General features: G+C 61.4%; 20 protein-coding genes. 11 read left to right on the plus strand and 9 right to left on the minus strand.

What is annotated here, in order from left to right:
- From O3X23_RS06530 to O3X23_RS06580, 11 genes are read left to right on the plus strand one after another with little or no spacing between them, the layout of a single operon-like run.
- On the plus strand, positions 1-993 hold the full coding sequence (locus O3X23_RS06530; RefSeq protein ID WP_269270170.1) for a phage tail domain-containing protein: 993 nt from the start codon (positions 1-3) through the stop codon (positions 991-993).
- Positions 994-999: 6 nt separating this feature from the next.
- A complete protein-coding gene (locus O3X23_RS06535; protein WP_269270171.1) occupies positions 1,000-2,232 on the plus strand; it encodes a siphovirus ReqiPepy6 Gp37-like family protein in 1,233 nt (410 codons plus the stop codon).
- A gap of 3 nt (positions 2,233-2,235) precedes the next feature.
- Positions 2,236-3,303 (plus strand): hypothetical protein, encoded by a 1,068-nt coding sequence (locus tag O3X23_RS06540; protein WP_269270172.1) that lies wholly within the window; start codon positions 2,236-2,238, stop codon positions 3,301-3,303.
- Between the two features lie 15 nt (positions 3,304-3,318).
- Positions 3,319-4,098, plus strand: coding sequence for a hypothetical protein (locus O3X23_RS06545; protein ID WP_269270173.1), 780 nt, complete (start codon positions 3,319-3,321; stop codon positions 4,096-4,098).
- Positions 4,099-4,102: 4 nt separating this feature from the next.
- The gene (locus O3X23_RS06550; protein WP_269270175.1) at positions 4,103-4,930 is read left to right on the plus strand and encodes a hypothetical protein; all 828 of its coding nucleotides are present in this window, start codon (positions 4,103-4,105) and stop codon (positions 4,928-4,930) included.
- A gap of 2 nt (positions 4,931-4,932) precedes the next feature.
- On the plus strand, positions 4,933-5,508 hold the full coding sequence (locus O3X23_RS06555; RefSeq protein ID WP_269270177.1) for a hypothetical protein: 576 nt from the start codon (positions 4,933-4,935) through the stop codon (positions 5,506-5,508).
- On the plus strand, positions 5,505-6,149 hold the full coding sequence (locus O3X23_RS06560) for a hypothetical protein (RefSeq protein WP_269270178.1): 645 nt from the start codon (positions 5,505-5,507) through the stop codon (positions 6,147-6,149). The genes O3X23_RS06555 and O3X23_RS06560 overlap by 4 nt, the downstream gene beginning before the upstream one ends.
- Positions 6,150-6,171: 22 nt before the next feature.
- The gene (locus O3X23_RS06565) at positions 6,172-6,738 is read left to right on the plus strand and encodes a hypothetical protein (RefSeq protein WP_269270179.1); all 567 of its coding nucleotides are present in this window, start codon (positions 6,172-6,174) and stop codon (positions 6,736-6,738) included.
- A complete protein-coding gene (locus O3X23_RS06570; protein WP_269270181.1) occupies positions 6,735-6,995 on the plus strand; it encodes a hypothetical protein in 261 nt (86 codons plus the stop codon). Before O3X23_RS06565 ends, O3X23_RS06570 begins: the two co-directional genes overlap by 4 nt.
- Complete coding sequence (locus O3X23_RS06575) at positions 6,992-7,825, plus strand: GH25 family lysozyme (RefSeq protein WP_269270182.1); 834 nt, start codon at positions 6,992-6,994, stop codon at positions 7,823-7,825. The genes O3X23_RS06570 and O3X23_RS06575 overlap by 4 nt, the downstream gene beginning before the upstream one ends.
- A gap of 22 nt (positions 7,826-7,847) precedes the next feature.
- The gene (locus O3X23_RS06580; protein WP_269270183.1) at positions 7,848-8,069 is read left to right on the plus strand and encodes a hypothetical protein; all 222 of its coding nucleotides are present in this window, start codon (positions 7,848-7,850) and stop codon (positions 8,067-8,069) included.
- A gap of 993 nt (positions 8,070-9,062) precedes the next feature.
- Here the strand turns inward: O3X23_RS06580 and O3X23_RS06585 are convergent.
- From O3X23_RS06585 to O3X23_RS06620, 9 genes are all read right to left on the minus strand, one after another.
- On the minus strand, positions 9,063-10,532 hold the full coding sequence (locus O3X23_RS06585) for an Lsr2 family DNA-binding protein (RefSeq protein WP_269270184.1): 1,470 nt from the start codon (positions 10,530-10,532) through the stop codon (positions 9,063-9,065).
- Complete coding sequence (locus O3X23_RS06590) at positions 10,533-11,951, minus strand: hypothetical protein (protein WP_269270186.1); 1,419 nt, start codon at positions 11,949-11,951, stop codon at positions 10,533-10,535.
- Positions 11,948-12,139: a hypothetical protein gene (locus O3X23_RS06595; RefSeq protein WP_269270188.1), complete on the minus strand. Its 192-nt coding sequence runs from the start codon at positions 12,137-12,139 to the stop codon at positions 11,948-11,950. Before O3X23_RS06595 ends, O3X23_RS06590 begins: the two co-directional genes overlap by 4 nt.
- A 587-nt stretch (positions 12,140-12,726) precedes the next feature.
- On the minus strand, positions 12,727-12,954 hold the full coding sequence (locus O3X23_RS06600) for a hypothetical protein (protein WP_269270189.1): 228 nt from the start codon (positions 12,952-12,954) through the stop codon (positions 12,727-12,729).
- 17 nt (positions 12,955-12,971) lie between these two features.
- Positions 12,972-13,310: an Lsr2 family DNA-binding protein gene (locus O3X23_RS44100; protein ID WP_443047781.1), complete on the minus strand. Its 339-nt coding sequence runs from the start codon at positions 13,308-13,310 to the stop codon at positions 12,972-12,974.
- A gap of 428 nt (positions 13,311-13,738) precedes the next feature.
- Positions 13,739-14,311, minus strand: coding sequence for an antirestriction protein ArdA (locus O3X23_RS06605; protein ID WP_269270191.1), 573 nt, complete (start codon positions 14,309-14,311; stop codon positions 13,739-13,741).
- Between the two features lie 311 nt (positions 14,312-14,622).
- Entirely contained in the window at positions 14,623-14,931 is a 309-nt protein-coding gene (locus O3X23_RS06610; protein WP_269270192.1) for a hypothetical protein, read from the minus strand.
- 85 nt (positions 14,932-15,016) lie between these two features.
- Positions 15,017-15,388, minus strand: coding sequence for a hypothetical protein (locus O3X23_RS06615; protein ID WP_269270194.1), 372 nt, complete (start codon positions 15,386-15,388; stop codon positions 15,017-15,019).
- A 366-nt stretch (positions 15,389-15,754) separates the two neighbouring features.
- Entirely contained in the window at positions 15,755-16,063 is a 309-nt protein-coding gene (locus O3X23_RS06620; RefSeq protein WP_269270195.1) for a hypothetical protein, read from the minus strand.
- Positions 16,064-16,095 lie beyond the last annotated feature (32 nt).

Raw genomic sequence — 16,095 nt, forward strand, 5'->3', positions numbered from 1 at the left:
ATGCCAATTCCCGCAGTCAAGAGGCTCGGAGATCCGAATGTTCCCGATCCGTCTCCGACCCCGCCTCAGCGGGTCCATTGGCAGAACACCTACGTGTCCATCACGGGTTCAAACGGTCAGGGGGAGGAAATCCCCCTGACCGGCCTCGTGTCCAAGGATTGGCCAGCCATCGTCATGCAACCCGGAGCAACCGGTCTTGACACTCCCCCGTGGGAACTGCACTCCGAGGACTCCCCCAATCTCGACGGCGGAATGTTCCGGGGGGCTAGAACAACACAGCGGGAAATCATGATCCCCGTGTTCATCTACGGGGTTGACCGTAAGACTGTGCTCGACCTAAAGCGCAAGCTGATTGCGTCGCTCAATCCGAGGAACGGGTACTGCCTGCTCAAGTTTCAGGAGTCTGATGGGCAGGCCCGATTCCTGACCTGTTATTACAAGTCGGGCATGGAGGGGAACGAGTCGGAGGACACCGCCGGTTTCAAGTGGGTGAGGTACGGCATTCAAATGACCGCGTTCGATCCGTGGTACTACGCGAAGACACTCCAGGTGGCCGAGTGGACCTTCGGCACTGGCGTCCCGTTCTTCGGACCCGCGAAGTTCCTTCCGTTCCAAATGAGTGTTGGCCTCCCGCAAACGAACATCCTTCCTGTGGTCAATCCTGGAGATATCGAGGCATGGCCCGTGTGGGACATCAAGGGACCGGTTAATTCATTCGCGCTGAGCAACACGGCTGGTAAATCGTTCGGCATCCCAGCACAGGTCGGTGGCGGCCCTGCTGTACCCGCCGGCCGGACTCTCACGATCGACACCCGGCCTGGATTCAAGACCCTCATGGACGAGCAGGGAACGAATTATTACGGCCTGCTCAGCCCTGACCCACAGCTCTGGACCGTGCCTGCCGGCCGTTCAACCATCGAAGTTGACCTGGTCTCGGGAGGCGGGACCGCGGCCGTCCGAATGACTTTGACTCCCCGCTACGACAGTTACTGAGGCGCCATGGGATACCGCATTGAGGTTCGCGACCGGGACCTAAACCGCGTCGGGGAGGTAGACACCTGGATCAAGCTTGACTTCTCCGTAGTCTTCTGTGCCCAAGGTTCATGGCAGCTTCTCATCAAGAACAACACACCGCAGGCCAAGTTGTTTCAGAAGGGCGGCGGCATTGCGATCTATCAAGATGGGGTGTCCACCCCGATCCTGACGGGTGCCATCGAGACCTTTCAGAAATATTGGACGGTAGAGCAGCACACGAACGACGGCTCGGTTTACATCTCCGGCCACTGTGACAACAAGCTTGCCTACAGCCGCCTTGCCTTCCCCGACCCTACGAAATCGGTTGCTGCCCAGTGGTCCAGTGCCGTCAGCACCAGGACGGTGTCCAGTGGTTCGAGTGCAGCTCTGTGGAACGAGGTCAACAGGGCCATGGGGCCCGGTGCCCTCGCTGACCGCAAGGTTCCCGGCCTGGTTCTCGACGGCTCGCTCCCGGAAGGGGCCCCTCTCAGTGACAGCCTCCGGTATGACGTCCTGGGCTCCAAGTTCGAGGAGTGGATCGCCAAGAACCCGGGGACCGGCTACCGGTTCGTCTACGACCCGAACGCCAAGGCGATCGTCCTGCGGGTCTTCCAGCCGCGTGACCTGACACAGAAGGTCCGGTTCTCTCCGGACCTCGGCAACCTTCGCGAATTCGTCTACTCCGTTACGGCCCCCTCGGTTACCCGAGTCATCGTGGCCTGCCAGGGCGAGGGCAACGCACGGTACATCTACCAGCAGGTCAACACGGCGATCGAGCAAGAGTGGGGCATCCAGGTCGAAGCCTTCGTGGACCGGCGAGACCTCGGCATCGTCACCAGCGCGACCGGCCAACCGGCCAAGGCCGTTTCGACCATGACAGACGCAGATTTCAACGCAGCCGTCCAGGCCGTGAAGGACGCCGCGTCCAGTGCTCTCAGCGATGGCGCCCCCAAGGGGAACCTCCAGATCTATCCCATTGACACGCCCCAAATGGCCTTCGGTCGCGACTACTTCGTCGGTGACTTGGTCACCGCCTACATAGATGGCGTCCCGTACTCAGACGTACTCCGCCAGGTAACCGTCAGCGTGGACGACGGTGGGAAGACGCTGTCAGTCGCTCCGGTCATCGGAGACCAGGGCACGGGTAACCCGCTGAATCTCTACTCGGTCGTTTCGGATATGCGAGACCGAGTCCGCAAACTTGAAACGAGGGTGTGACCCATGGCCGAAGTCTCTTATCCGTTCAATGCGTCGAATGCGTCCGGTGGTCAGTCGCAGGTCCAGCAGACCCAATGGCAGAGCATGAGCCACATGTGGGGCGGAGACCGGATCGACTTCCGAGCTACTGCTTCCACCTACGTGGCCGGAACTTTGCCTTTCAGCCTCACCTCTCTGGGTGGGCGAAATTTCGCAATCGTAGCGGGCTCCGCCTGGGTTGGTGGCTTCTACTACACGCTCACCAGCTCCATCACCCTGGCCATCGACCCCAACCTGACGGCCCAGGCCCGCAAAGACACGATCGTCATCCGGGCGGACCTGACACTTGGTTCGGTCAACATCGTGGTGGTGAAGGGGCAGCCCTCTGCCAGCCCGGTTGCTCCACGGCCTCAGCGCAACCCTGGTGGCCAGTGGGAGATGGTCCTCTACGAGATGACCGTGCCGGCCAACAACGGCGCGGTGAGCGCCAACGGCCGCTTTCAGTACGACATGCCTACCGTCTTCGGCTCCCCGTGGGACCTGCGGGAAACCATGGACTACGCGGAAGTTGGCTCGTTCGGCTACGACATGGACTCTGACGGCGGCGACTCCCAGAACGAAGCCTTCAAGAGCCGCGACGGCTACGTGATTACCCGGCACCTCGGAAAGTCCCGTACTTACACTCCCAGCCTGGCCCAGTCGGCGACGCAGCCGGCCACCCGTTCGGGCCGGTGGCGCTGGATCGCCCCCAACACGGTCTGGTTCACCGCCACCCTCCAGAACACTGTCACCTCGGACATCGTCCGTTCCGGTTCCAATTTCCAGTTCGGGGTCAGCCTCCCCGTTCCCGCAAATGGCAAGGAAGCCCAAATACTCACGGGATACGTGAACAACAACCCGCCCCACGCAAAGCTGCCCAACTTCATTTCCCTGACCGTGGTACTGCCCAAGGGCAACCCGAACTCCAACGCGTTCCTTTGGTACCCCAACCCGGGAACGACAGCAGAGGGCCTTGACGGATTCAACATCCTGCCTGGTCTGGCGACCATGACCATTTCCGGAGTGTACGAGGCCAACGCCTTCGCCGAATGATTAGGAGGGTGCCCTATGGCACGAAACTTGTTTGGCGGCACCGCCTCTGACGTGGCCGAGGACGTTGACGGACGACGTATCCCCGGTGCCGTGGGAACCGTGTGGAACGGTCCGTCGGGCGGCGCGACCCAAGTCCTCGACCTGACCGACCAGGACGGCGCCCCCCTCGTCCAGCTCGTCGCCGACAACCGAGGGTTCATCCCGTCCTTCTACGGACCTGATGGCATCGAGCGCCTATGGGCTGACTTCGGTAACGGAAGGGTCGGCCTTCTCAGCGTCACCATCGGAGAGCGCCTGGACGCCCACAAGGCGGCTGGAGACCCCCACGGGGACCGGGCATACGTGGCTGAACAACTGGTCAACTACGTCCCCACCCGGGGCGGCACAGTGACTTCACCCGCGGCCCTGGACTGGCTGACCGCCATGGTCCCGGACCCCGTCGACGCCACCGGCAACGTGCTCAAGCTCGCGGGCCCCGACGGCACTGCATACACCGTCCTCAAGAACACGGGCGCTCTCTACATCAACACCAAGGGCCAGCGGGCCGGCCTCGCAATCGGCGCCCCTGGCTACCCGGCAGGCCAGCCCATCATCAATGTCAGCAACGGGTCGGCTTCTCCCACGTCCACCAACGCCATCTTTCAGGTGATGGGCGACGGGTCGGTAGTCACCAAGGGAAGCCTCACCGCGACCGGGCCTGTGACCGCTTCGAACGTGGGCGGCGCCCGCGTCTTTTCCGGTCCGAACCCGCCTGCTACTCCACAGGCAGGAGATGTGTGGATTCAGTATGGCTAATTCTGTGAACATCTGGGACGGGACTCGATGGGTGCCCAAAGCCCCGAAGGTCTACAACTTCACCACGAAGCAATGGGCGCCCGCGGCTCCCCCGCTGTACTTCGACAACGAGGAATGGATGTCGGAGGCCCCAACGCCCGTAGAGTTTCCCCACTACGTGGACTCCCTTACATCGACATTCGTCGGGGTGGACATCGTCACATGCCCGATTCCGTCCGTTCGGACGAACGATTTTGTCGTGTCGGTCTGTGCTCAGCAGGCCGGCGACTCACAGTCGCCTCGGCTTTTGAACCCTTCCGGAGTCATCCCTACAATCTATCCGCTTGCGTCAGGTGTCCGCCTGCATGTCGCCGTGTGGCCCTGGGAACCCTCCAAGGCCGGTTTAGTCGTTTGGGATGTCACAGGATCAGCCAACACGTCCTGCATGAACCTGGTCTACCGCAACGGAGACGTGTCCAACGCATCGTTGAACCCTGTCGTCTCCATCACCGGAACGAACAACACCACCGCGGCCCCCCTGCCAGCGTCCCAGGACTACACCAACCTGTACGTGGCCCTCACGGTGGCAGACACCCTTACCGGCAACGCTTGGCCTGACGGCGTGGAAGAACTCGACTCTGTCTTCGGCAAGTTCGGCACCAAGTCACTCAGCCTCATGGCTGCTGACACTCCAGGCGCGGGCAACTCGCCCGGAAACCTCGTACTCGACACCCGAGTTGATACCGCTGTCGTGGCCCTCATACAGATCCCAGGAAAGAGCGATGGTCTGCCGACCTGGATTCTCGGCGACATCAAGGGTTCCGTCCTGGGGACCACGACGCGATTGGGATAACCATGCAAATCAAAACCTGGACGGATGCCTACGTATCGACCGACGACCTGAACACTGAGTTGGTGGACAACCTGAACCGGCTGATCGCTCAGCCGGCCTGCCGCCGAACGTTCGCGGCAAACCTTACGGCCAACGCAAGCGGGGCCTGGCTCCTCGTGCCCCTCGACCCTGTAGGAACCGGCGAAGGGCGGTTCAGTTCCTTCGACACCAGCTCGGGGGCGTTCGGAGCGAACTCCAACCGGATGACCGCACCAGAAGACGGCCTCTATGAGATCACCTTTTCAGCAGTCATCCGGGCTGCTGTATCTGCCACGTCCCTGACCTATGGGGCCGCTGCTATCGCCGTCAACCAAGCGACCGCAACCAATGTCGCAGCCAACGCGCTTTGCCGCACAGCCCTTAACCGCTCATGGGGTGAGGAGCGATCCGGAAATGGCTCCGCCACCGTCCCCCTCCTCAAGGGCGACTATGTATCCCTCGCTACTACTGGCATTGGAACCACATGGGTAACCGGCCATGATTCGTTTACGGAGATGACCTCCTTCCTTTGTCTGTCCCGAGTAGGTGAGAAGCCATGACATTCAGCAGCAGCACCCCAACCACGAGTGAATATTGGTCAGACCGCAACGCAATCACGGCGGACGACATGAACAAAAACGTTCGAGACATCCATCGGTTCCTGGTCAACCCCCCAAGCTGCCGCCTTTCGGTGAAGCAGAACGGCAGCGCGACTTCCTACCAGACAACGGCTAGTGGCTGGTCCTCGTTCTACTTCGCCATGCCGAAGGCCGGCCAGAACCCCACTCGCGAATGGGACACCTCGGGCGGGCAGATGGCCACAGCCGACGCCAACGGGTTTGTCCGTGCTATCAAAGCCCCAACTGACGGTATATACGCCATCACTTTTTCCGGCATGTTCTACACCAAGACGGTCTCAGCAAACAACAACTCACGCATCGGCAAGAACATCACCACCGATGCCAACTGGAACAACACCTACGGTCCATTTGCTGCGATGAGCCCGGTCAAAACCCCGCTGACGACATCAAATCAATACGCCGTTTCGCACACCTCAATTGCCCGTCTCTGGAAGGACGATGGGGTGTCCGTAGGAGTTGCGAGCGACAACAGCCAATACACCGGTGATGCAACGACAAAGGGGTTCATCTCAATGACATGGATTGGAGGGATGACGAGTGACTATTACGCCAACGCCTGAGACCTGGGCTCACCGCGAGCTGGTGACCGCAGCAACGATGAACCGTCGAGTCCGGGACGTACACGCCTTCCTGGCCAAGTCCCCCGCTGCCATTCGTGTCGAGGGGTTCTCCCGTACCAACCTGCCTGCTGGGACACCCGCGCTCTGCTACTACACGCCCGTCGGCGCCTCCGCTCACTCCTACGCATCGAACCCGAGCATGGCCATAGTGGGCGGCCCTTCCGGCACGTTCCTAGATGGCGTGAAGGCCCCCGTAGACGGTCGGTACAAGCTCTCCATCGGCGGCGCGGTCACGGCCGTGACCGCCCAGGCCGCTGCCCGCGTGTGCTATCTCCAGGCGGCCGTCAACGCGGCTGCAACAGATACGGCGGTCGGGGTCGGCGCCTTCCTCACCTTCCCCCTTACCAACTTGAGCACCACCGTCCACCAGGGCGCCATGTCCACCGAAGTTGTTTTGCGCACGGCGGACACCGTCCGTGTCGCGTGCCGTATGGATGGTTCGGCCTACAACTGGGCCAGTGGAAGCGACGCCGGTTTCACACAAGGCTCATTCATTGAGCTGCGCTGGATTGGCGAGGTACCCACGTGAGTCCAATAACCGTTTTCGAATATGCAGGTACGGCGGCCTCGGTAGTGGCCGCCTTTGTCATGTTGAGGGCCGCATGGTCCATCAACACCGCACAGGTCTGGAAGGAAGAGGCAGCAGCCCAAAAGGCACGCGCCGACCGCCTCCAAGAGGACATGCGGGAGATCAAGGAACGTCTCACCCGGATTGAAGTCGAGAACATGCGGCTGATTGAACTGCTTACCGCACTCGATCCGAACCGACTAAGGAGCAACATATGACCATCAAGGGCATCGACGTAAGCAACTACCAGGCCGCCACCTGGTCCACGACCGGTCTTGACTTCGTCTTCATCAAGGCAACCGAGGGCCACACACTTACCGACTCTCGAATGACCGCTCACGCTCAGCGCGCCCGAGCTGCTGGGCTACAGGTGGGCTTCTACCACTTCCTATGGCCAGGCAACATCCAGGCTCAGGCCGAGTACTTCACGTCCAAGGCCGCAAGCGTTGCCGGTGACATCCTGGCGGTGGACTGGGAGACGAATTCCAGCGGCACGCACGCAAGCAACGCGGAGAAGGACCAGTTCCTCAAGGCCGTGAAGAAGCTTCGCCCTACCCACAAGGTGATCCTCTACACCAACACGTCCGACTGGAAGTCTCGCGACAAGACCAACTTTGTTCAGGACGGCCTATGGATCGCGCAGTACAACGGGCACGCCGGCCACCCCGACATCAAGGCCCCTTGGCTTTTTCACCAGTACGACGACAAGCCCCTGGATGAGGACGTGGCCGCATTCTCCAGCCGTGCGGCGCTCAAGTCCTGGGCAACCGCTCTGGTGCACCCTGCAACCCCGCCGACGTACGAGCCGTTCCCGGGCGCAAATTGGTTTACGACCGGGCGGAAGTCCCCGATTGTGCTTGCGATGCGTAAGCGCCTTATCGCGGTCGGCTGCAATCGCTACAAGTCCAATGCCAACCCAGACGTGATCGGCGACGGCGACAAGGCTTCCTACGAAGCTTGGCAGCGGAAGTGCGGCTTTACCGGCAAGTCGGCCGAGTGGCCTCCCGGCAAGGCGACCTGGGACAAGCTCCAGGTCCCCAATGTCTAATCTCGACTCTCAAGGAGTTCGTATGAACCCAGTCATGAAGTTCCTCAAGGCGCACGGCGTGCGCGTGTTTGCTGTCCTCGCGGCGGCGGTACCCCTTCTAGTGATTCAGTTCCCTGACTTCCCGGCGGAAGCGTTCCTAGCTCTGGCGGCTGCAACCCTCGGTGTAGGTGAGGTGGCTCAGCGGAACGAGCAGGCGAAGCAGGATGAGGCCCTGGCCACTCCCGTACCGTTCGACAACTCCTGAGGCATGAGCGACATCCCAGTGAGTGAATGAAATAATGTCCATGACAATTCATGGATGCAAAGAAAGGCCCCCGGCCTCTCCTGTGCGGAGAGAACCGGGGGCCTTCTTTTGCGTTGCAGCACACCTTCGTTTTCATTCCACCATTGTGAATACTTTGCCTACTTCGGTGCGTAGCCCTGACTTCGTTGTCACATAAATCTTGAGTGTGTACTGACCTTCATGTATTCCGACCCCGCTCCAACCTTGCTCGACCGTAGCACAATTGTTGGGAGGAGATGCAGCATTCAAGTCCGAGCCATCGGGACCTACCAGCGTGTATCGAATTGTGCAATCAGCCGCATTTTCAACCCTGGAGCCACGAAGGTAGACCTGATACTGCCACCTCACTTCGGAACGGTAGGTATCTCCGTCGACGCGGCCCTTCGGCATCATAATAAGGGTAAGCCGCAAAGGGTCAGAGGTTTGCGAGGGTCTAGCGACCGGTGGTGGCACGGAATTGCTTGAAGGTTTTGACTCTGATTCGCTCGAAGTCCACAGCTCGGGGAGGGACGTCTTCCCCGTGACCCAAGCAATCAGCGTGATCACTGTCACGACAAACGACAGAACGCCCGCTGTCGCCTTGGCTGCTCCAAGTGCAAGCCTCACCCGCTGCTCTCTAACCTCACGGGCTTGTGCTAGGCGTCGTGCTGCGATCTGCCTCGCCATGGCCCGGCCCTGGGGCGTCTCGGATGCAGCACGCCGTGCGTCGCGCCTGAACTCGGACACTTCGCCCCCCACCCTCGCCCTGACTCAAGAGACTAGAGGAGTACCTGATGTGGCGATGTGCTTACAGCTGCCTTGTTGTCGGAGAGGAATGCTTCCGCCCTCTTCTCGCGACCGCCGACACCGAAACCGAGGTCTCGTCCCACGTCCCCGAGTTCCAGCGTGCGACCAGGACTGAGTACCGCCCCTGAACGAACCTCGGCTGACGCGTCAGAGGCATGCTGGCCGGACTCACGCCTTCACCCCATGGCTGTAGCTCTCGACGCGACGCTGCCACCAGGCCCGCGCTGCTGCCGTGTTGGCGTTCTCCGCCATATACAACGTGTTCTCCGGCACTCGACCGACCATCTTCACAGGCTCCGGAGCCAGGATGTCAGCAGTAGGTGTGGTGGAGTGCTTGTCACCGTCTCCGGGGTGCGCCATCTCGAATGCAACCTGCACCTTGGCAGGCACCCTTCCTCGGTCTGAGACCTGGTACCCGTTGGACCGCGCCCACTCGCGTACGTCAGGCAGCTCCGGCGCGGCCTGGCGCTCCGGCTTGGCCTGGTTCTCGTAGTGGTTGGCAGGCATGGCCGCCCACCAGATCCGAGACTGAAGTCGGTGTGTGGCTACCAGTTCACGCGTCTCCAGGTCGCACAGCGCGTACTCTCCGTCCCTCGTGTATCCGAGCGAGACCTTCCGGGCCTGGCTCGGGCCGGGACTGTTCTTCCCGCCCTTGCCCCCATACACGATCACGGCACTGCTGACCGTGTCCCGCAGCTCGGTGTTCTTCCACTCCAGCCCGCTCGGCTCTGTGGTCAGCACTTGGACTGATCCCGTCTCGCCTGCCTGGCCGGGCTCTTCCTCGACCGGAGCGGGCTTCCACCAAACTCGGCCGGCCAGCGCGCACGTGTGCAGCAGGTCCCTGGATTCGGCCACCCATACTTCGTACTTACCATCCCCCGCGTACGTGACCCCAGCCAGCGTACTGATGGACGGCTCAGCCGACCGCTTCCCACCCTTGCCGCCGAACATGATGCGGATGTCGTGGTTTCCGGATCGAACACCCGGAACGTTCCCAAGCGGCTCATTCCTCCACTCGTCGCGGACCTCGACCAGCTCGACCAAGCCGGAGTCAGCAAAGATGGTGACCCACGTACTCCGCGCCGTGGCTTCCTCGCCAGGCATACCGACCGACACCCGAACCGCGGATGTCGGAGTCCCGTTCCTCTGTGCCTTCACGCTCTTGGGCTCGGCCAACAGGACACCTGTCCGCTTCACCGAGTGGCCTCGGGTGTCCACGCCGATTGCGTCGACCGAGGCCCCGACTGCGAACCCGTTCACAAGCTCCAGCAGATTGGCCATGGCGTCTATCTCCGTCCAGTTAGGTGAGAGGGAATGGGCCTTGCGGTCAAGGTTTTCGATCACTGAGCAGAGGTCTTTAGCGATGAGGCGTTCTCCGCAAACATCGCAGTCGCAGTCATGACCGACACAGACACCACAGTTGGCTTCGTCGCAAAGCCGGTCGGGCCCGTGCCCGTCTCCCCGGGTGTAGCTGAACGGATAGAGAACGTGCTCTCGCTCGTAGCGGTGGCCGTGGCAGCGCTCGTACTCCGGGCATGGCTCGGCGGAGCGCCGGACCGACTCCTTCGTCAGGAAAGCGGCCCGGCACAACGTGCACTGAAAGCGGCCCGAGACGTGCTCTCTCAGGGTGTGCTTCACCTACAGCTCCAGTAGGTGAGCGAGCGGGTTAGCGGCAGGCACGGCCGCCGCCTTCTTTGCCGGCCGGGCTCGCTTGGGGGCCGGCGCCGGCCTGGTCTCCGAGGTGACGACCGACAGACGAGCGGGGGCAGCCTTTCGGGGCCTGGCTCGCTTGGGCTTGGCCTCTTGCGCCTGGTGCTCGTGGACCTCGGGCGCCGGGGCCTCCGTCTTGGGCTCGACCTCGGGCTTGTTCAGGCGGTACATGATGGAAGGGGCGCCCCGACCGCCGGACTGTGCCTTGTACGTCTCTACGTCGGGCATCTCCTCTACCGACGCCTTGAGGGCAGCCGCGTTGACCCTGGTTCCAAGCGACCGGAGAAGCATGGTCGATGACGCCTCACCTCCGAGGAAACCCAGCTTCTCCCTGATGAGGTCAGGCAGGGACTTGGCCACCCGCGCGGTACTTGTCTCGGCCTCGTTGACCAACTTCTCGACGCTGACCATGGAGTACGCGACAAACGCCCAAGCTGCCTCAAGGGCCTTCTTGGTGATGACCGTCTTACGCTCGGCCGCCGTAAGGACGGCGGCGACCCTGACCACCTGTTCGGCTGACCGCTCCAGGAAGCAGGACAGCCGCTCGGGCATGTCCGCCATCCGGTCTTCTATCTCGGACCGCAACTCGTCGTACCGCCGCCCGGCCTCGGGGGCGAACGACAGGTACCGCGTTTCCTGCTGGCTCCACCTGTAGGCCGCGGTGAGTGCCTTGGTTTCCTTCACCGTGGCCACGTGGTCATACGGCAAGAGCTTGGATCGCTCGACCACCACGGGGAGTATGCGGTTGTAGCTACCGCCGAGTGCGTCAGCCGTCGAACCCGCAACGTACTTCGACCACTCCCCCGGCGTGATGTGCGCGTGAAAGCCCAACAGCGGAGACGTGACGTACTGCGTCTCTTTCTTGGTGGTGTTGCTGATCGGCTTGCCGTCCCAAGCGGTCCGGAGCTGCTGACTGAAATTGGCGTCGCGCTTGGAGCGTCGGAGCTGTGCCGCCCACTCCTCCTCAACGATGAGTGTCCGACCGTCCGTGCCGGTCTCGCTCCCGGCCGTCTCCATCTCCTGTTGCCACATCATGTTGACCAGGGACGGACCGGACGAGATACCCGAGTAGGTGTGGGTGTCGATGAACGCTCCGATACTCGGATTGAGTATGCGACGCGCCGTGTTGAGCGCGTAGCCCTTCCGACCGAGAGCGCTCTTGCCCGCAAGGACCGTCCAGACGACCACAGGCCGGCCGGAGTCCATCAGGACCCGACCCCCCAGGGAGGCCGAGAACAACGCCAGTGTGGCCGCGTAGATACCGATCGGGTCGGCTTCCGAACCGGGCGCCGCCTTAGCCACAGCGTCGCCGATCGGCCCGTATTTCATCGCGTTGAAAGTGCTCATGCTGCGTTCTCCTTTGCGGCCTTGAACAAGTCGCGGAAGTAGTCACGGAACTTGTCCGCGTGCTTCTCGCACAAGTCGTACTGATCCGGACCGATGGTCATCACGACCGTGGCCGGTTCGTCGTTGGCTCCGCCTGCCTGATGCGCATCACAGGTGACCGTCTCCACCTGGACCACCGTTCTTGCCATGCGTTCTCCTCCATTGCGAGCGTCCATAGCAAAGGCCCGGCCGACAGGCCGGGCCTCACTAAAGCCACTCGTCAGCGCGCTGATTACCTGCCGTAGGCTCCAGCCCGTATTGGCCGCAAGGGGTCGCTCCAGAGCGTGAGAGGCGGGTAGGTGACCGTTCCTCGGGCACGCGCCGTACGTATGCGTGCAGCCCTGACCGTGTATCGCGTGTTCATCCCCGCGCCTCCTTCAACGTCATGAACTCGCTGGGGTGTTCGGGCGTCGCCCAAGCGGAAGCGCATCCCGAGCACGTCACATGCCAGAGATGAGGCTCCAGAACGCGCCTGGTGAAAACCAGCGTTACCGGCTCGCTCCAACCCATGCACTCCATGCCCTCCCGCGTAATTACCTCGGGTTCCGTCATTCTGATACCTCAATCTCCTCAACTCGGGGGGACATGAAATCCACTTCGGGGCGGCCGAGTCGGTTGTGTTGCATCCATGCCATGTGCGCAACCACACGGGGCCGGTGCGGGATAGCTCCCCCGACCTCGTAGGACCAGGTCGTTTCGGTGTCTTCCTCGGTGAACGTCACCAGCCAAGTCACCATCAGACCCCCGCCTCTACCGGGAACGCACGGGCCACCAGACGGGCTGCGTAGAAAGCGTCCGTAGCCTTGCCGACTAGCAAACGGGCAACCGCCATTGGATCGGCGTATGCAGTCGCCATGTCGCCGCAGTCCCTGAACAGGTTCCTAAGGGCGTCGAACCGCTCGGTGTCATCGGCAATCCACCCGAGGACCGAAGCACGGTCCTGGATGTCGTCAGAATCCTGCATGAAACGCATGGTAAGACTCACAGTGTTATCCCCATCGCTTGCTGGTAACCGCTCCACACAACAGCCGCTATCCGGCCGCGCGTTCCTACCGTGAAACTGTTGGCCCGCCCCCACTCCCGGGCCTTACGCATGTGCTCCTTGTGCTCCCACGCTGCCGTTTGGGCCGCTTGGGCACGTTCCCAGCACTCCTCTTGTTCCCGCCGTATTTCTGTCTCTCGTACTTCCCGTGCGTCGTCACGGTGCTTGTAAACGAGGAAGAAGCGGACTTCCGGAGGCGTAACCGCTGAATGGTCGTCCGGCTGCCTCATATCCTTGGCGACCATGTAGGCCCTGACCGCTTCCGGGTCGGGTTCCATGTGCCCTCCTGACCTAGTGACCAAGGAAAGGGCCCGACCGACCGCCAGGGGTCACCCCCAGGCCGGCCGGGCCCCACCCAAGCGACTAGCCGAGTGGCTGCTTAGTGGGCTGCGCGTTGAACAACGCTGACCACTGGTGGTGAAGCATCTGCCGTAGCAGAGCCCTACCGGACTTCGTCATGACCGTTGGGTTTAGCGCCCGCTCATGGAAAATGCGGACTACCCGCCGCGCAAGTGCATCCAGTTCTCCCCTGTCGGCGAGAGCTGCACAGTCAGCGCAGGCGTTCCAGTGCCCGTCGTCCAACTGCTCTATCTGGCCCCCGCCTCCTTGGAGCGGAGGGAGGAAGCCGAGCGGGATCACGTAAACCCATACCGGGTCATCGGCTGAGCAGAAGTCGCAGAGCATACGGAGCCTTTCTGCCGCTAGATCAGGCGCTGTAGTTCAGGACGTGCCAGACTCCGGCGCCCTCGTAGAGGGCTCCGTAATCGCCACCGCACATCCAGTCGTTCGCCATACTGCGAGCGATGGCCATTTGATGTGCCTGGTATTGCTGAGGCAGGTCATCGGATTCTGAGATGTAGTCGTAGGCGACGTTCGCCACTGCTTCTCGTTCGTCCACTTCATCCGTGACCGTCGTAACGAATTGGTCTTCAATTAGCGCAACGACATCGGCCGCGTCCATCTTTGGGTTGTCCGTGAAGTAATGCGCGACAACAACCGCCGGAAACTTGGACAAGGCTTCTGCGATGTCGTGCAGTCGCTCGAACGACTCCCACTCGCCGAGTTCCAGCTCTCCCGGGAATCCGTCGTAGTCGTGGATCGCGTACTCTTCCGCTACCTCACCGAACTTTCCGGTAACCGGAGAGGTTGCAAGCATCGCGGCCACTTCCGCATAGATTTGGTCGGGCTCCTGGTCGGCATCTATCCACGCGCCGTGTAGTACTCCGTTGTTGTAGTCAGACAGGCTTGCCACGTAGATACGCGGGGTGTCCTGGGACATCGCTCTCCCTTGGTTGAACCGGCATTTGATCCGCCCGAGGACGGCATTGGCCTTGACTGGCCATGGAAAAGGGCCCGATCCCGGGCCCTCGACCAAAGCAAGTCAGCGACACAAACGGCAACGGCTCATGTGCGCGTTCAGCTTCCGAGCAATACTTGCCCTCTCGCCCCGTTCCAACCCTTGCGAAACTTTTGCAACTCGGTCATTCGGGCTATGCGTCGCTCGGTTGCGATGGCCGGATATTTGCACCTGCCCAGCCTCATAAATCTTCTTGAACAGATCGCACCGGTACCGCTCCAACGTGGCCTGGCTCATACCGTGATCTCCTCGGTAGCGGTTCGGCAGTAATCGCACGGGCTGTGGTGGGAGTCCTCGCAGTCGCAGTCATATTCGGAATGCCTGTCGATGATCGCTTCAGCGGTTGTCACGTACCCGAACGCGTCAAACAGGGCTGCCAGCGTTTCCGCTTCTTCGCAGTTCAACGTGCATTCGTAGTCATCCGGAAGCGACGGGCCGAGATAGGCCCATGACTCAACGAAGGCAGCCGCCGCTTCTACACAACGACTCTGCTGCGGGTCCGTCTTGGCATATCCGAATCGAGCGAGGATGGAAGTAATCACGCGTTGTCTCCGTTTCTGATCGGCTTGGGTCAAGCACCCATGGAAAAGGCCCGACCACCGGCCGGGCCTAACCAAATGCGCTCGCTCAGATTGCTTCTAGAACTGCCCGCGCGCCTTCTTCCGTGTCGTGTTGCCCCGCCCACCGATGCGTTTCCGTGGTCACGTCCCATGCATAGGCGAACCACTCGACCGGATTTTCATCAGTCACCCGGACCACGTAACCGCGATATCCTGCCGCCCCTTCTTTGCCGAAGTAGGCAAGCCCGTTGTACCCGCTCGGACTCCACTCGGGCAGTTCTTCAGCTTCCGCCTCACAATCGAAACACCCGCATTCCCCACGGCTCATGTCACCGATGGAATGCACGTGGCACGGCACGCAGTAGCCATCCCCCGTGTATTCCTCCGGGGAAGTCATAAAATCCATCTTGCAGCCCTTACAGAGCACCGTCTCGGTCATATCAGTTGCTCCGCTTCCGGTAACGCGTCTTGCTCAGGTTCAACTCAACGAACACGGACGGGAGTCCGTAGGAAGCGGCATAGGCAACCGCTTCTGCGTAGTCGTCAAAGCGCTTGTGCCATTGCGGGCCGATGTGTGCTACGTACATTGCGCCTCAATCCAGGTAGAGGGAATCGGGGTGATGTGCGCGCTTGTGCTCAAAGCACAAGCGGCGGGCAAGCTCTCCCATGAGTTCGACATAGCGCGGGTAGATCCAGCCCTTTTGGTCGGGCAGTGAGTAGAGCGTCCCGTGATTGGCATCCGGCCATGAGATGCCCACCGGCCGACCGCAAGCGGCCACGTACCAGCGGAAGTCAGTAAGGCGCATCAGAAATTCAGCCCCATAAGGTCAATGAGTTCGTCGGTGGTCGGCACGTGGCATGCGTCGCATTCTGTGTGGTGTTCGTCGTCGCAATCGTCGTGAGCCGCGTGGTTGGCCATAAGTTCTTCCGCAGCCGTGGAAGCGTGGAACGTGCGGAGGAGTTCCGCCATTGCCTCCGCCTCAGAGCACGTGAATTCCAACTGAGTGCACCCCGCCAGCAGGATTTCAAGGCTGGTCACGGTGTCGATTGCCGGAGTCGCGGTGGACTTGACGTAACCGAAACGGCCGAGGATAGAGCGAACGAGATTGCGCATTGTAAATCCTTTCAAGCGTCGGATTAGGAGTG

It is taken from the genome of Streptomyces sp. H39-S7, from assembly GCF_027158205.1.
Lineage (GTDB): Bacteria > Actinomycetota > Actinomycetes > Streptomycetales > Streptomycetaceae > Actinacidiphila.

Excerpts from the sequence above, each read along its gene's own strand:
- O3X23_RS44100 (WP_443047781.1), bottom strand. The coding sequence starts at position 13,310 with ATGGAACCCGACCCGGAAGCGGTCAGGGCCTACATGGTCGCCAAGGAT.
- O3X23_RS06595 (WP_269270188.1), bottom strand. The coding sequence starts at position 12,139 with ATGGCAAGAACGGTGGTCCAGGTGGAGACGGTCACCTGTGATGCGCAT.
- O3X23_RS06530 (WP_269270170.1), top strand. The coding sequence starts at position 1 with ATGCCAATTCCCGCAGTCAAGAGGCTCGGAGATCCGAATGTTCCCGAT.
- O3X23_RS06545 (WP_269270173.1), top strand. The coding sequence starts at position 3,319 with ATGGCACGAAACTTGTTTGGCGGCACCGCCTCTGACGTGGCCGAGGAC.
- O3X23_RS06540 (WP_269270172.1), top strand. The coding sequence starts at position 2,236 with ATGGCCGAAGTCTCTTATCCGTTCAATGCGTCGAATGCGTCCGGTGGT.
- O3X23_RS06620 (WP_269270195.1), bottom strand. The coding sequence starts at position 16,063 with ATGCGCAATCTCGTTCGCTCTATCCTCGGCCGTTTCGGTTACGTCAAG.
- O3X23_RS06615 (WP_269270194.1), bottom strand. The coding sequence starts at position 15,388 with ATGACCGAGACGGTGCTCTGTAAGGGCTGCAAGATGGATTTTATGACT.
- O3X23_RS06535 (WP_269270171.1), top strand. The coding sequence starts at position 1,000 with ATGGGATACCGCATTGAGGTTCGCGACCGGGACCTAAACCGCGTCGGG.
- O3X23_RS06575 (WP_269270182.1), top strand. The coding sequence starts at position 6,992 with ATGACCATCAAGGGCATCGACGTAAGCAACTACCAGGCCGCCACCTGG.
- O3X23_RS06605 (WP_269270191.1), bottom strand. The coding sequence starts at position 14,311 with ATGTCCCAGGACACCCCGCGTATCTACGTGGCAAGCCTGTCTGACTAC.
- O3X23_RS06600 (WP_269270189.1), bottom strand. The coding sequence starts at position 12,954 with ATGCAGGATTCTGACGACATCCAGGACCGTGCTTCGGTCCTCGGGTGG.
- O3X23_RS06590 (WP_269270186.1), bottom strand. The coding sequence starts at position 11,951 with ATGAGCACTTTCAACGCGATGAAATACGGGCCGATCGGCGACGCTGTG.
- O3X23_RS06580 (WP_269270183.1), top strand. The coding sequence starts at position 7,848 with ATGAACCCAGTCATGAAGTTCCTCAAGGCGCACGGCGTGCGCGTGTTT.
- O3X23_RS06555 (WP_269270177.1), top strand. The coding sequence starts at position 4,933 with ATGCAAATCAAAACCTGGACGGATGCCTACGTATCGACCGACGACCTG.
- O3X23_RS06560 (WP_269270178.1), top strand. The coding sequence starts at position 5,505 with ATGACATTCAGCAGCAGCACCCCAACCACGAGTGAATATTGGTCAGAC.